Raw genomic sequence first — 13,284 nt, 5'->3', positions numbered from 1 at the left:
TCAATAACCTTCCAAGTAACAAAAAAACACCAAACAACCTTGTATCGTTGCTTGATGTTTTATTCATTATGCTATTATTAATCTCAAATTCATGTATGATGGCTCAACTTTTAATCTTTCAATACTTCAAAATGATAAATCTCATCTCGATAACCCGGTAACACTTTTTTACTCAATTGATGTACAAACCAACCGACTGTAAAAGGAATCACAAAATAAGCAATGAACAATAAGAAAATATTCATCATTGGATCCCCTTCTAAACGGTTGAACGCATTAATCGGTCCAACGAGTCCTGAATAGCCAAAACCTGCTGACATCGGTGTACCTTGTATGCCCACAAAGTATGCAATCAGACCTGCTACGAAACCATTAATGATTAACGGGATGATAATAATAGGATGTTTGAAATACACAGGAATCATCATTTTTGCCGCACCAAATAATAAAACCATATTTACACCTAATTTATTCACTTTCATTGAGCCCATTAAAAACGTAACACAAGCTGCCACAACCCCCATATTTCCAGCACCACTTCCTAAACCAGTTAAAGAGATAGCCGTTGCGATTGCTACAAGTGAAATCGGTGTCACCATTAATAATGCGTATGTAATTGCAATTAAAAGACTCATCATTAATGGATTAAGTTCAGTAAACGTATGAATTAAATGTCCTAATGATTGTGTTACTTTACTTACATAAGGCAATGTCATGAGGCCAATCATGCCGGCAGTTACTGGAATTAACGCGGGTAACACGATAATCTCTAATGATCCCAATTTACCAGACAATAAAATAAACATGAGACACGCAATCATCACGATGAGCATGATATTAATGATATCCCCAATGCCATGTAATACAAACGCACCATTCTTAAACTGTAATGCTCCTGAACCAATCATCGCAGAAGTCCCTACAAATGTTACCCCTGGACCTGGAAATTTAAAGGCATGTGCAGCGAGTGCCCCAATAATAAATGCCATAAATGATTGGATGACCAAAACAACTTGATAAATCATTTCAAGAATGGGTTGACCGTCTTTAAAAAACTTCAACAATTCACCTAGAAAGGCATTAGGAAGTAACGCAATTACCACACCTGCCCCTACCGCATTTAAAATGACGCTAAAAAATTGCTTGCTGTTAATTTGATTTGTCGCCATCTACGCAACCCTCCGCTTATCAGAATAGGTTAATCATAATATAAGTGAACTTATGGTACAACAGTATTCTGAAAATTCTTCAAAATATTCGACAATATTTTACATGTCACTCATTTATAGCCAGTTTTTGGAAGAAAATATACAACATGGGCATCGTTATTTTAAAATAAATTATTAATCCCCTCATATGTTAAAAACTGCATACATTATGATTTCTTTTAATCAATTGAATGAACTTCAATAATTGAGATAGTCATTCACAATAATATGTGTGAATCTCTCTTGTCTTCTTTAGAGTATCAATATTGATGTCGCATATTATTATTCCTAAGATATATCAATCTTGCCCCGAAAATAAGCATCAATGTTTTAATTGGTATTGATAAGAAAATACGAATCATTAAATTGATGAACGTTATTTCAAGTAATCATTTTACATAATAACATTACTACTATTTGAACATTTTAAAAAGAAGCGACTATAAATCATAGCCGTCCTCTAAAATTTCATTTGTAGCATTCAGCTTTTTCAATTTATAGGTAGCTGATCATTATCTTATTACTGCTTTTGATTATGTGTTAAATAAACTTTTTGATATCTTCAGTAAAGTATACGCCATAAGATTTTTTAGATGGTGTAATTTCAATATCAGACCCAGTATGTACGCCAATAGCTTCACCGTTAAGATTCACAATAGGACCGCCTGAATTTCCTGGCTCAGCGAAGGCATCATATATTACTCGAGTACCTTCAATTTTAATGACTGTTCCTGTCGACTCAAATAATTGATACTTATTTATTCTAGGTCTTGGGTATCCTATGAGGGAAACTCTTTCTCCAGCCTGACCGCTATTAGCGAGTGGCATAATTGTTGTTCTTTCATTAAAATCCCATCCTGCATCACTTCTACTTTTTATGTGAACGATAGCTAAGTCTTCTTCACCAGAATATGGAATCATATCCGTGATAGTGTAATTTCCACCTTTGCTAGTATTGCCAGTGGGATGTGCAGATAATCTATCTCCTACCTTTAAATGGTTAATGACAGGTTTATTCGTTACAACTGTATTCGGTCCAACAACAAACCCACTTGCCCCAACAAATGCGACGACACTAATATAGGGGGCAACATATCCATCTTTAATTTCTTTAACATTTCTTTCTGCTTGGGCAACATGATGTGTTTCATTTACAGAACTATCTACAAAACCAACTGAACTTAAAATAATCAAAGCTGACAAACTTTTTAACATAAAGCTTTTTTCATGATGTTTTTCTCTTTTTGGTTTTAATTTCATTATCTAGATAACAATTTATTTATATAACTAAAGGTGATATTTGCCAAGAATTTATTATATTAAAATTTACTTTTCTTATGCTTATAGGTCTTGATTTTTTTTATTTTAGAATTTTGCTAGTAGATTTTTATGATGTTATGTTTTTCTATAATAAGAAACATGTGTTCAACAAATTCGATATGACTTCAAGATGAATCATTCGACCAACCTGTAAGTCATTAAATATGTAAAAAGGATTAGATTAAATGTCCTTTTAGGATTTATGTACGTCGCATTTTGAAAGCGTGAGCAGAAAAACCTAATACCTAATAAAGTGAAAGAGCCTCAATAGAAAGAAATACAATGCGCAGAAATAGTAATTACAATAATGTGGAACATGGCATGAGTGCTTAAAAACTAATTTCGTGGCCAATTGAGTTATTTAATGCACAATAATGACATGGACACATCGGACACACAAAAATACAAACGTGTCCAAGATGTGTCCAAATTGCTGTGTAGTCATAAAAATTTGGAGAGTTAACTCGGTTGGGGTAAGTAAGTCTTTCATTTCGATATGTATTAAAAAAAGACAGGTAAATAGTAATAAGTTAAATTCATCTACGACTCATTGTTAATAGCCGCATCCTTACTACCACAAGGGATACAGCGAAAAAATGGCACGTGCCACTTGAAAATATAGCGTGGTGCCATTGGGGTGCCATTTTAATGGACATACGATGGTAAATAAATAAAAAGAAACCCCGTAATAACAGGGTTTCTGATGTGCTATGATGTCTAATTAATGGTTATTGATACCGGTGGTCGGGGTCGAACCGACACGTCTGTGAAGACACGGGATTTTGAGTCCCGCGCGTCTGCCAATTCCGCCACACCGGCATAATACAAAAAAATCCAATAAGTTATTGGAAAAAATGGAGCGGAAGATAGGACTTGCACCTATACCTCTTTCCGGGAAGGAAAGTGTTCTAGAATTGAACTACTCCCGCGTCATGAGTGATTAACTTGAATTTAAAATGATTTGGAGCGGAAGATAGGACTTACACCTATACCTCTTTCCGGGAAGGAAAGTGTTCTAAAAATTGAACTACTCCCGCATGCTTCATATCAATGGAGGCGGCAACCGGATTTGAACCGGTGAATAGAGGTTTTGCAGACCTCGGCCTTACCACTTGGCTATGCCGCCAAAAGTAACTGGGCTAGCTGGATTCGAACCAGCGAGTGACGGAGTCAAAGTCCGTTGCCTTACCGCTTGGCTATAGCCCATTAATTTTAAATAAAGGGCGGTTGATGGGAATCGAACCCACGAATGTCGGAACCACAATCCGATGCGTTAACCACTTCGCCACAACCGCCATGGCAGGGGCAGTAGGAATCGAACCCACATCAAAGGTTTTGGAGACCTCTATTCTACCGTTGAACTATGCCCCTATTGATATGGTGGAGGGGGGCAGATTCGAACTGCCGAACCCGAAGGAGCGGATTTACAGTCCGCCGCGTTTAGCCACTTCGCTACCCCTCCAAGACATGGTGCCGGCCAGAGGACTTGAACCCCCAACCTACTGATTACAAGTCAGTTGCTCTACCAATTGAGCTAGGCCGGCAAAAAAGTGGTTCAGGACGGAATCGAACCGCCGACACAAGGATTTTCAGTCCTTTGCTCTACCGACTGAGCTACTGAACCATTTTAATAATGGCGGTCCCGACGGGAATCGAACCCGCGATCTCCTGCGTGACAGGCAGGCGTGTTAAACCGCTCCACTACGGGACCACTTATAAATAATATTGCGGGAGGCGGATTTGAACCACCGACCTTCGGGTTATGAGCCCGACGAGCTACCGAACTGCTCCATCCCGCGGTAATAGAAAATAATAATGGCGGAGGAAGAGGGATTCGAACCCCCGCGAGCCGTTAAGCCCCTGTCGGTTTTCAAGACCGATCCCTTCAGCCAGACTTGGGTATTCCTCCGAATTATATGGACCTTGCAGGACTCGAACCTGCGACCGAACGGTTATGAGCCGTTAGCTCTAACCAACTGAGCTAAAGGTCCTAATAATGTTTTCAACTAAAATTAGTGGCGGCGGAGGGGATCGAACCCCCGACCTCACGGGTATGAACCGTACGCTCTAGCCAGCTGAGCTACGCCGCCTTATGTAGTTGTATTAGTATTAAATTTAAATGGTGGAGACTAGCGGGATCGAACCGCTGACCTCCTGCGTGCAAAGCAGGCGCTCTCCCAGCTGAGCTAAGCCCCCATATAAATAATTTTAAAAGATATCGGGAAGACAGGATTTGAACCTGCGACCCCTTGGTCCCAAACCAAGTGCTCTACCAAGCTGAGCTACTTCCCGTAAGGTAATGTAGCGCGCCCGATAGGAGTCGAACCCATAACCTTTTGATCCGTAGTCAAACGCTCTATCCAGTTGAGCTACGGGCGCATATGAAACAGAAACAATGGTGCCGAGGACCGGAATCGAACCGGTACGGTGATCTCTCACCGCAGGATTTTAAGTCCTGTGCGTCTGCCAGTTCCGCCACCCCGGCAAATAATGGAGCAGAAGACGGGATTCGAACCCGCGACCCCAACCTTGGCAAGGTTGTATTCTACCGCTGAACTACTTCTGCATATGCGGGTGAAGGGAGTCGAACCCCCACGCCGTAAGGCGCTAGATCCTAAGTCTAGTGCGTCTGCCAATTCCGCCACACCCGCAAAGTGAGCCATAGAGGATTCGAACCTCTGACCCTCTGATTAAAAGTCAGATGCTCTACCAACTGAGCTAATGGCTCATCATGGTGCCGGCCAGAGGACTTGAACCCCCAACCTACTGATTACAAGTCAGTTGCTCTACCAATTGAGCTAGGCCGGCTACTCATATTAATTTTTAAAAATGGTGGAGAATGACGGGATCGAACCGCCGACCCTCTGCTTGTAAGGCAGATGCTCTCCCAGCTGAGCTAATTCTCCAATTATGTATTAACCTGGCACCGTCCTACTCTCGCGGAACGTAAGTCCGACTACCATCGGCGCTAAAGAGCTTAACTTCTGTGTTCGGCATCGGAACAGGTGTGACCTCTTTGCCATTGGCACCAGATTAAGTTGTTGAATGTTATACATTCAAAACTAGATAGTAAGTATATTTTCACAAGCATTACCTTATGAACAATTATTTTGATTAAGTCTTCGATCGATTAGTATTCGTCAGCTCCACGTATCGCTACGCTTCCACCTCGAACCTATTCACCTCATCATCTTTGAGGGATCTTATAACCGAAGTTGGGAAATCTCATCTCGAGGGGGGCTTCATGCTTAGATGCTTTCAGCACTTATCCCGTCCATACATAGCTACCCAGCTATGCCGTTGGCACGACAACTGGTACACCAGAGGTATGTCCATCCCGGTCCTCTCGTACTAAGGACAGCTCCTCTCAAATTTCCTACGCCCACGACGGATAGGGACCGAACTGTCTCACGACGTTCTGAACCCAGCTCGCGTACCGCTTTAATGGGCGAACAGCCCAACCCTTGGGACCGACTACAGCCCCAGGATGCGATGAGCCGACATCGAGGTGCCAAACCTCCCCGTCGATGTGAACTCTTGGGGGAGATAAGCCTGTTATCCCCGGGGTAGCTTTTATCCGTTGAGCGATGGCCCTTCCATGCGGAACCACCGGATCACTAAGTCCGTCTTTCGACCCTGCTCGACTTGTAGGTCTCGCAGTCAAGCTCCCTTATGCCTTTACACTCTATGAATGATTTCCAACCATTCTGAGGGAACCTTTGAGCGCCTCCGTTACTCTTTAGGAGGCGACCGCCCCAGTCAAACTGCCCGCCTGACACTGTCTCCCAGCACGATAAGTGCTGCGGGTTAGAAATCCAATACAATTAGGGTAGTATCCCACCAATGCCTCCACGTAAGCTAGCGCTCACGCTTCTAAGGCTCCTACCTATCCTGTACAAACTGTACCGAATTTCAATATCAGGCTACAGTAAAGCTCCACGGGGTCTTTCCGTCCTGTCGCGGGTAACCGGCATCTTCACCGGTACTATGATTTCACCGAGTCTCTCGTTGAGACAGTGCCCAAATCGTTACGCCTTTCGTGCGGGTCGGAACTTACCCGACAAGGAATTTCGCTACCTTAGGACCGTTATAGTTACGGCCGCCGTTTACTGGGGCTTCGATTCGTAGCTTCGCTTGCGCTAACCACTCCTCTTAACCTTCCAGCACCGGGCAGGCGTCAGCCCCTATACGTCACCTTACGGTTTAGCAGAGACCTGTGTTTTTGATAAACAGTCGCTTGGGCCTATTCACTGCGGCTCTTCGAAGCGTGAACCTCAAAGAGCACCCCTTCTCCCGAAGTTACGGGGTCATTTTGCCGAGTTCCTTAACGAGAGTTCGCTCGCTCACCTTAGAATTCTCATCTTGACTACCTGTGTCGGTTTGCGGTACGGGCACCGTTATTCTAGCTAGAGGCTTTTCTCGGCAGTGTGAAATCAACGACTCGAGGAACAAGTTCCTCTCCCCATCACAGCTCAATCTTAAGAGTGCCGGATTTGCCTAACACTCAATCTCACTGCTTGGACGTGCACTCCAACAGCACGCTTCGCCTATCCTACTGCGTCCCCCCATCGCTTAAAACGAATAATGGTGGTACAGGAATATCAACCTGTTATCCATCGCCTACGCCTGTCGGCCTCAGCTTAGGACCCGACTAACCCAGAGCGGACGAGCCTTCCTCTGGAAACCTTAGTCAATCGGTGGACGGGATTCTCACCCGTCTTTCGCTACTCACACCGGCATTCTCACTTCTAAGCGCTCCACATGTCCTTACGATCATGCTTCAACGCCCTTAGAACGCTCTCCTACCATTGTCCAAAGGACAATCCACAGCTTCGGTAATATGTTTAGCCCCGGTACATTTTCGGCGCAGTGTCACTCGACTAGTGAGCTATTACGCACTCTTTAAATGATGGCTGCTTCTAAGCCAACATCCTAGTTGTCTGGGCAACGCCACATCCTTTTCCACTTAACATATATTTTGGGACCTTAGCTGGTGGTCTGGGCTGTTTCCCTTTCGAATATGGACCTTATCACCCACATTCTGACTCCCAAGTTAAATTATTTGGCATTCGGAGTTTGTCTGAATTCGGTAACCCGAGAGGGGCCCCTCGTCCAAACAGTGCTCTACCTCCAATAATCATCACTTGAGGCTAGCCCTAAAGCTATTTCGGAGAGAACCAGCTATCTCCAAGTTCGATTGGAATTTCTCCGCTACCCTCAGTTCATCCGCTCACTTTTCAACGTAAGTCGGTTCGGTCCTCCATTCAGTGTTACCTGAACTTCAACCTGACCAAGGGTAGATCACCTGGTTTCGGGTCTACGACCAAATACTCATTCGCCCTATTCAGACTCGCTTTCGCTACGGCTCCACATTTTCTGCTTAACCTTGCATCAGATCGTAACTCGCCGGTTCATTCTACAAAAGGCACGCCATCACCCATTAACGGGCTCTGACTACTTGTAAGCACACGGTTTCAAGTTCTCTTTCACTCCCCTTCCGGGGTACTTTTCACCTTTCCCTCACGGTACTGGTTCACTATCGGTCACTAGAGAGTATTTAGCCTTAGGAGATGGTCCTCCCAGATTCCGACGGAATTTCACGTGCTCCGTCGTACTCAGGATCCACTCAAGAGAGAATTTGTTTTCGACTACAGGATTATTACCTTCTATGATTAACCTTTCCAGGTTATTCGTCTAACAAATTCTTTTGTAACTCCGTACAGAGTGTCCTACAACCCCAATAAGCAAGCTTATTGGTTTGGGCTCTTCCCGTTTCGCTCGCCGCTACTCAGGGAATCGATTTTTCTTTCTCTTCCTCCGGGTACTAAGATGTTTCAGTTCTCCGGGTCTGCCTTCTTGCATGCTATGTATTCACATGCAGATAACACGACATAACTCGTGCTGGGTTTCCCCATTCGGAAATCTCTGGATCAATGCTTACTTACAGCTCCCCAAAGCATATCGTCGTTAGTAACGTCCTTCATCGGCTTCTAGTGCCAAGGCATCCACCGTGCGCCCTTAATAACTTAATCTTAACGTTATGATAAGCGTTCGCATTCAATCAATAAATACGTCACTCACCATCACCAGTTATTAATTATGTGAGTCGTCATTTGACGACTAGCGATAATTTTTTGTTTCAAGCTTTTAAACGCTTGTCACTCGGTTTTGCTTGGTAAAATCTATACTTACTTATCTAGTTTTCAATGTACAAAAGATATAAATGGTGGAGACTAGCGGGATCGAACCGCTGACCTCCTGCGTGCAAAGCAGGCGCTCTCCCAGCTGAGCTAAGCCCCCAATATATGATTTAAATTTTAAATGGTGGGCCTAAGTGGACTCGAACCACCGACCTCACGCTTATCAGGCGTGCGCTCTAACCAGCTGAGCTATAGGCCCCGAACATTTATACAAACACAAACATTCAAAACTGAATACAATATGTCACGTTAATCCGCTTATCACCTAATGGTGATATTCCGTATATTATCCTTAGAAAGGAGGTGATCCAGCCGCACCTTCCGATACGGCTACCTTGTTACGACTTCACCCCAATCATTTGTCCCACCTTCGACGGCTAGCTCCAAAATGGTTACTCCACCGGCTTCGGGTGTTACAAACTCTCGTGGTGTGACGGGCGGTGTGTACAAGACCCGGGAACGTATTCACCGTAGCATGCTGATCTACGATTACTAGCGATTCCAGCTTCATGTAGTCGAGTTGCAGACTACAATCCGAACTGAGAACAACTTTATGGGATTTGCTTGACCTCGCGGTTTTGCTGCCCTTTGTATTGTCCATTGTAGCACGTGTGTAGCCCAAATCATAAGGGGCATGATGATTTGACGTCATCCCCACCTTCCTCCGGTTTGTCACCGGCAGTCAACTTAGAGTGCCCAACTTAATGATGGCAACTAAGTTCAAGGGTTGCGCTCGTTGCGGGACTTAACCCAACATCTCACGACACGAGCTGACGACAACCATGCACCACCTGTCACTTTGTCCTCCGAAGAGGAAAGCTCTATCTCTAGAGTTGTCAAAGGATGTCAAGATTTGGTAAGGTTCTTCGCGTTGCTTCGAATTAAACCACATGCTCCACCGCTTGTGCGGGTCCCCGTCAATTCCTTTGAGTTTCAGTCTTGCGACCGTACTCCCCAGGCGGAGTGCTTAATGCGTTAGCTGCAGCACTAAGGGGCGGAAACCCCCTAACACTTAGCACTCATCGTTTACGGCGTGGACTACCAGGGTATCTAATCCTGTTTGATCCCCACGCTTTCGCACATCAGCGTCAGTTGCAGACCAGAAAGCCGCCTTCGCCACTGGTGTTCCTCCATATCTCTGCGCATTTCACCGCTACACATGGAATTCCACTTTCCTCTTCTGCACTCAAGTTTTCCAGTTTCCAATGACCCTCCACGGTTGAGCCGTGGGCTTTCACATCAGACTTAAAAAACCGCCTACGCGCGCTTTACGCCCAATAATTCCGGATAACGCTTGCCACCTACGTATTACCGCGGCTGCTGGCACGTAGTTAGCCGTGGCTTTCTGGTTAGGTACCGTCAAGATGTGCACAGTTACTTACACATTTGTTCTTCCCTAACAACAGAGCTTTACGATCCGAAGACCTTCATCACTCACGCGGTGTTGCTCCGTCAGGCTTTCGCCCATTGCGGAAGATTCCCTACTGCTGCCTCCCGTAGGAGTCTGGACCGTGTCTCAGTTCCAGTGTGGCCGATCACCCTCTCAGGTCGGCTACGTATCGTCGCCTTGGTAGGCCGTTACCCCACCAACTAGCTAATACGGCGCGGGTCCATCTATAAGTGACAGCAAGACCGTCTTTCACTGTAGAACCATGCGGTTCAACATGTTATCCGGCATTAGCCCCGGTTTCCCGGAGTTATTCCAGTCTTATAGGTAGGTTACCCACGTGTTACTCACCCGTCCGCCGCTAACGTCAAAGGAGCAAGCTCCTTATCTGTTCGCTCGACTTGCATGTATTAGGCACGCCGCCAGCGTTCATCCTGAGCCAGGATCAAACTCTCCATAAAAGAAGTAAGCTTGATATAGCTCGTTGATTATTTAAGTCAATCACTCTTGAAAGTACTTTTGAAGTACTCAAATTATTGGAATTAACGTTGACATATTGTCATTCAGTTTTCAATGTTCATTTTTTGCTGTTACAAGAAATCATTATACTTTAAACAAAATTCTGTGTCAAGATTTAATTTAAAGTTTTTTTAAATTCTTTGTTAATAAGTTGTTGTCTGATTCAACATTTATTATCTTATAATGTTGCGAAGAAAGTTTCAAGCGTTAATTTTACACTTTTAATTATTCATTTACATGCATTCAACATGAAAGAATTATTTTTTACAATCTCCTCGAAACGACTTCCTTATCTTACCAAGTAGAACCCCCATCGTCAACACAAAACTAGCTGTTATTTTTAATCAAATTTACTATGTTTTTGAAAACTAACACGTATAGAGTTATTTTTACATCAAAACATTTTAAACATGGATTGAATTATCTTTTGAATCAATTTAATCAGTTATAGTGCCACTCGATTCTATAGCGCTCATACACATCTCCTACAGCTTTCTTTAACCACGAAGATTAACATCTATACTATGTTCCCAGTCGTTCAAAAATTTATCACTTGAATTAACATCTACGTTTCATAACAATCAACGCATCTTAAGCTAACAATAATCACAAAAGTAAAAAAGGCTTATTCATCAAAACGTATCATTCATACGCTTTCTGAATAAGCCTTCAATCACTTATAATTCTTTTTCAGCCTCTTTACACGATTGACAAACACCATATATCTCCATTCTGTGATGCGTGACGTCAAATTCTGTTACATGTTGCGCGAGTTGTTCAACTTCATGGAGTAATGGATAGTGGAAGTCAACAATCTTACCACATTTCTCACAGATGACATGGTAATGATTCTGTGTGTCGAAATCAAAACGACTCGACGCATCACCATATGTTAACTCTTTAACAATGCCTGTCTTTCTAAATACTTTAAGGTTATTGTAAATCGTTGCAACACTTATATTTGGGAAGTCAGGTGATAATGATTGATAAATTTCGTCAGCAGTTGGATGTGATTCCGCTTTGATGAGGAAATTTAATATTGCTTGACGTTGCGGTGTAATACGCACGCCTGCTTCACGTAAAGACGCTATTGACTCTTTTAATTGATGATCATGAGATTCCAATTCAGCAGTCATTAGGTTCACCCGTCTTTCTTATTAATAATAATTCTTACTTAATAATATATAGGGTTTACCTATTTATTGTCAATATTTATCTAATATCCTCTATCAATATTAACCTTATTCTCAATCAAATTACCGTTATTGAGAAAAGATTTTAAATTATTAGAAAAAATATCAGTTGCTAATTTTTTGTTATCTACATGACTCCCTGAAATATGTGGTGTTAAAAAAACATTATCCAGTTGGTAGAGTTTTGAATCGGATGCTAGCGGCTCCTGTTCAAATACATCTAAATATGCTTTGCGAATCGATTTGTTTTTTAAGGAATCCACAATAACCGCTTCTTTCGCAATTGTACCGCGTCCTAAATTAACCAATAGTGTATGCTGATTCATCGCTTTAAAATCTTCTGCGGTCAGTAAATAACGTGTATCTGCAGTTTCCGGTAATAAATTCACAACGATATCCGCTTTCTTATAAACGTGTTGTCGTTCTGAAATAGGATATGTCTCGTTAAAATGGTCTGCCGCATGACCTGTTGTATTTAACCCTATCGTTTTCATCCCTATTGTTTGCGCTACTTGGGCTGCACGTTGAGGGATTTTTCCGGTACCTAAAAATAAAATGGATTGATCTTTAACAGATGGCGTAACGCGTTTATGGTTATAAATCCGCGCTTGCTGTTCTTCATAGATTGCTTTCAGTTCTTTGTAGTCATCTAATATGTACGCGAACAGAAATTCCGTAAGTTGTTGTGCATGTACACCCCCTGCATTGGTCAATTGAATCTCTCTTTTTTTGAGTGTTTCAAATGGTAAACGATTGACCCCTGTCGCATACCAAGCTATCCATTTTAGATTTGGTGCGTTTTCAATAAAAGCCACATCAACTTCTGGATGATATGAAATCAACACATCCATTTGTTGTTGCACTTCTTCAGGCAGTTGAGAAGGATGCTTATAAAATTTAAAGTCAACATGAGGAAATGCGTCTTGTAATCTTGTTTCTTGATCATCTAAACGCATCAAGCTAACGACTAACATGGAGAATCACCCTTCCAAGATTTCTTTCAGTTGTGCCATTTGTTCTTTGACTTTTACTTTTTCAATAACATCTATAATTTTACCTTCTTCATCTAATACAAAAGTTGTTCGTACGATGCCCATCGATTCTTTACCGAATGATTTCTTCAATTGGTATACACCAACCGCTTCTGAAAGTTGAAAATCTTCATCGACCAATAAATCAAAATTCAACTGATGTTTCTCGATGAAATTTTGATGTTTGCGTTTTGAATCGCCGCTCACACCGTAAACTTGCACATTTAAATCATTAAAGTATGCAATGTTATCTCTAAAGTCACATGCTTCTGTTGTACATGTCGGCGTGTTATCTCGTGGATAAAAATAGAGAATTACTTTTTGACCTTTTAATGAAGCTTTTGTAATTTGATCGCCATTTTGATTTTCTAATTGGAAGTCTGGAAATGTGTCACCTTTTTTTAACATAACAACCCTTCTTTCTAT

Annotated in this window: 5 protein-coding genes, 26 tRNA genes and 3 rRNA genes; all 34 read right to left on the bottom strand. The window is 42.5% G+C overall.

Annotated features, from left to right (window positions below; genetic code table 11):
• Positions 1-110 precede the first annotated feature (110 nt).
• The 34 genes from EL101_RS04790 to bcp all read right to left on the bottom strand — a co-directional run bounded on the left by EL101_RS04790 (position 111) and on the right by bcp (position 13,266).
• Positions 111-1,169 (bottom strand): PTS sugar transporter subunit IIC, encoded by a 1,059-nt coding sequence (locus EL101_RS04790; protein WP_096598596.1) that lies wholly within the window; start codon positions 1,167-1,169, stop codon positions 111-113.
• Positions 1,170-1,748: 579 nt separating this feature from the next.
• A complete protein-coding gene (locus EL101_RS04785; protein ID WP_096598594.1) occupies positions 1,749-2,468 on the bottom strand; it encodes a trypsin-like serine peptidase in 720 nt (239 codons plus the stop codon).
• A 795-nt stretch (positions 2,469-3,263) separates the two neighbouring features.
• Positions 3,264-3,347, bottom strand: a tRNA-Leu gene (locus EL101_RS04780).
• Between the two features lie 36 nt (positions 3,348-3,383).
• Positions 3,384-3,457: transfer RNA gene (locus tag EL101_RS04775), tRNA-Gly, on the bottom strand.
• A gap of 33 nt (positions 3,458-3,490) precedes the next feature.
• Positions 3,491-3,565 (bottom strand) — tRNA-Gly (locus tag EL101_RS04770).
• A 14-nt stretch (positions 3,566-3,579) separates the two neighbouring features.
• Positions 3,580-3,654: transfer RNA gene (locus tag EL101_RS04765), tRNA-Cys, on the bottom strand.
• An 8-nt stretch (positions 3,655-3,662) separates the two neighbouring features.
• Positions 3,663-3,734, bottom strand: a tRNA-Gln gene (locus EL101_RS04760).
• A gap of 16 nt (positions 3,735-3,750) precedes the next feature.
• Positions 3,751-3,823 (bottom strand) — tRNA-His (locus EL101_RS04755).
• Between the two features lie 2 nt (positions 3,824-3,825).
• Positions 3,826-3,899, bottom strand: a tRNA-Trp gene (locus EL101_RS04750).
• Between the two features lie 7 nt (positions 3,900-3,906).
• A tRNA-Tyr gene (locus EL101_RS04745) sits at positions 3,907-3,990 on the bottom strand.
• A 6-nt stretch (positions 3,991-3,996) separates the two neighbouring features.
• Positions 3,997-4,072: transfer RNA gene (locus tag EL101_RS04740), tRNA-Thr, on the bottom strand.
• Positions 4,073-4,079: 7 nt separating this feature from the next.
• Positions 4,080-4,152, bottom strand: a tRNA-Phe gene (locus EL101_RS04735).
• 10 nt (positions 4,153-4,162) lie between these two features.
• Positions 4,163-4,239, bottom strand: a tRNA-Asp gene (locus EL101_RS04730).
• 14 nt (positions 4,240-4,253) lie between these two features.
• Positions 4,254-4,327: transfer RNA gene (locus EL101_RS04725), tRNA-Met, on the bottom strand.
• Between the two features lie 17 nt (positions 4,328-4,344).
• Positions 4,345-4,437, bottom strand: a tRNA-Ser gene (locus tag EL101_RS04720).
• Positions 4,438-4,445: 8 nt separating this feature from the next.
• Positions 4,446-4,519: transfer RNA gene (locus EL101_RS04715), tRNA-Ile, on the bottom strand.
• Positions 4,520-4,544: 25 nt separating this feature from the next.
• Positions 4,545-4,618: transfer RNA gene (locus EL101_RS04710), tRNA-Met, on the bottom strand.
• A 30-nt stretch (positions 4,619-4,648) separates the two neighbouring features.
• A tRNA-Ala gene (locus EL101_RS04705) sits at positions 4,649-4,724 on the bottom strand.
• A 22-nt stretch (positions 4,725-4,746) separates the two neighbouring features.
• Positions 4,747-4,820 (bottom strand) — tRNA-Pro (locus tag EL101_RS04700).
• A gap of 13 nt (positions 4,821-4,833) precedes the next feature.
• Positions 4,834-4,907 (bottom strand) — tRNA-Arg (locus EL101_RS04695).
• 17 nt (positions 4,908-4,924) lie between these two features.
• Positions 4,925-5,013, bottom strand: a tRNA-Leu gene (locus tag EL101_RS04690).
• Positions 5,014-5,019: 6 nt separating this feature from the next.
• Positions 5,020-5,094, bottom strand: a tRNA-Gly gene (locus EL101_RS04685).
• Positions 5,095-5,097: 3 nt separating this feature from the next.
• Positions 5,098-5,179, bottom strand: a tRNA-Leu gene (locus EL101_RS04680).
• A 4-nt stretch (positions 5,180-5,183) separates the two neighbouring features.
• A tRNA-Lys gene (locus EL101_RS04675) sits at positions 5,184-5,256 on the bottom strand.
• A 4-nt stretch (positions 5,257-5,260) separates the two neighbouring features.
• A tRNA-Thr gene (locus EL101_RS04670) sits at positions 5,261-5,336 on the bottom strand.
• Positions 5,337-5,358: 22 nt separating this feature from the next.
• Positions 5,359-5,434 (bottom strand) — tRNA-Val (locus tag EL101_RS04665).
• 12 nt (positions 5,435-5,446) lie between these two features.
• Positions 5,447-5,561: ribosomal RNA gene (rrf, locus tag EL101_RS04660) — 5S ribosomal RNA — on the bottom strand.
• Between the two features lie 77 nt (positions 5,562-5,638).
• Positions 5,639-8,560, bottom strand: a 23S ribosomal RNA gene (locus tag EL101_RS04655).
• A 192-nt stretch (positions 8,561-8,752) separates the two neighbouring features.
• A tRNA-Ala gene (locus tag EL101_RS04650) sits at positions 8,753-8,828 on the bottom strand.
• A gap of 22 nt (positions 8,829-8,850) precedes the next feature.
• A tRNA-Ile gene (locus tag EL101_RS04645) sits at positions 8,851-8,927 on the bottom strand.
• Between the two features lie 97 nt (positions 8,928-9,024).
• A 16S ribosomal RNA gene (locus tag EL101_RS04640) occupies positions 9,025-10,576 on the bottom strand.
• The 16S, 23S and 5S rRNA genes sit together here with 26 tRNA genes alongside, the layout of an rRNA operon.
• Before the next feature lie 735 nt (positions 10,577-11,311).
• On the bottom strand, positions 11,312-11,770 hold the full coding sequence (gene perR, locus EL101_RS04635; protein WP_096543361.1) for a peroxide-responsive transcriptional repressor PerR: 459 nt from the start codon (positions 11,768-11,770) through the stop codon (positions 11,312-11,314).
• A gap of 80 nt (positions 11,771-11,850) precedes the next feature.
• Positions 11,851-12,801 (bottom strand): phosphoglycerate dehydrogenase, encoded by a 951-nt coding sequence (locus tag EL101_RS04630; RefSeq protein ID WP_096597708.1) that lies wholly within the window; start codon positions 12,799-12,801, stop codon positions 11,851-11,853.
• A gap of 6 nt (positions 12,802-12,807) precedes the next feature.
• Positions 12,808-13,266 (bottom strand): thioredoxin-dependent thiol peroxidase, encoded by a 459-nt coding sequence (gene bcp / locus EL101_RS04625; protein WP_096597706.1) that lies wholly within the window; start codon positions 13,264-13,266, stop codon positions 12,808-12,810.
• Between the last annotated feature and the right edge of the window lie 18 nt (positions 13,267-13,284).

The sequence above is a fragment of the Staphylococcus delphini genome (assembly GCF_900636325.1).
Taxonomy (GTDB): Bacteria; Bacillota; Bacilli; order Staphylococcales; family Staphylococcaceae; genus Staphylococcus; species Staphylococcus delphini.
Note: the sequence above shows the minus strand (reverse complement) of the source record. Positions and strands in the feature narration are given on the sequence as shown.

What these genes read in the sequence shown, in the direction of transcription:
- EL101_RS04630 (WP_096597708.1), bottom strand. Translation starts at nt 12,801, where the DNA reads ATGTTAGTCGTTAGCTTGATGCGTTTAGATGATCAAGAAACAAGATTA.
- perR (WP_096543361.1), bottom strand. Translation starts at nt 11,770, where the DNA reads ATGACTGCTGAATTGGAATCTCATGATCATCAATTAAAAGAGTCAATA.
- bcp (WP_096597706.1), bottom strand. Translation starts at nt 13,266, where the DNA reads ATGTTAAAAAAAGGTGACACATTTCCAGACTTCCAATTAGAAAATCAA.
- EL101_RS04785 (WP_096598594.1), bottom strand. Translation starts at nt 2,468, where the DNA reads ATGAAATTAAAACCAAAAAGAGAAAAACATCATGAAAAAAGCTTTATG.
- EL101_RS04790 (WP_096598596.1), bottom strand. Translation starts at nt 1,169, where the DNA reads ATGGCGACAAATCAAATTAACAGCAAGCAATTTTTTAGCGTCATTTTA.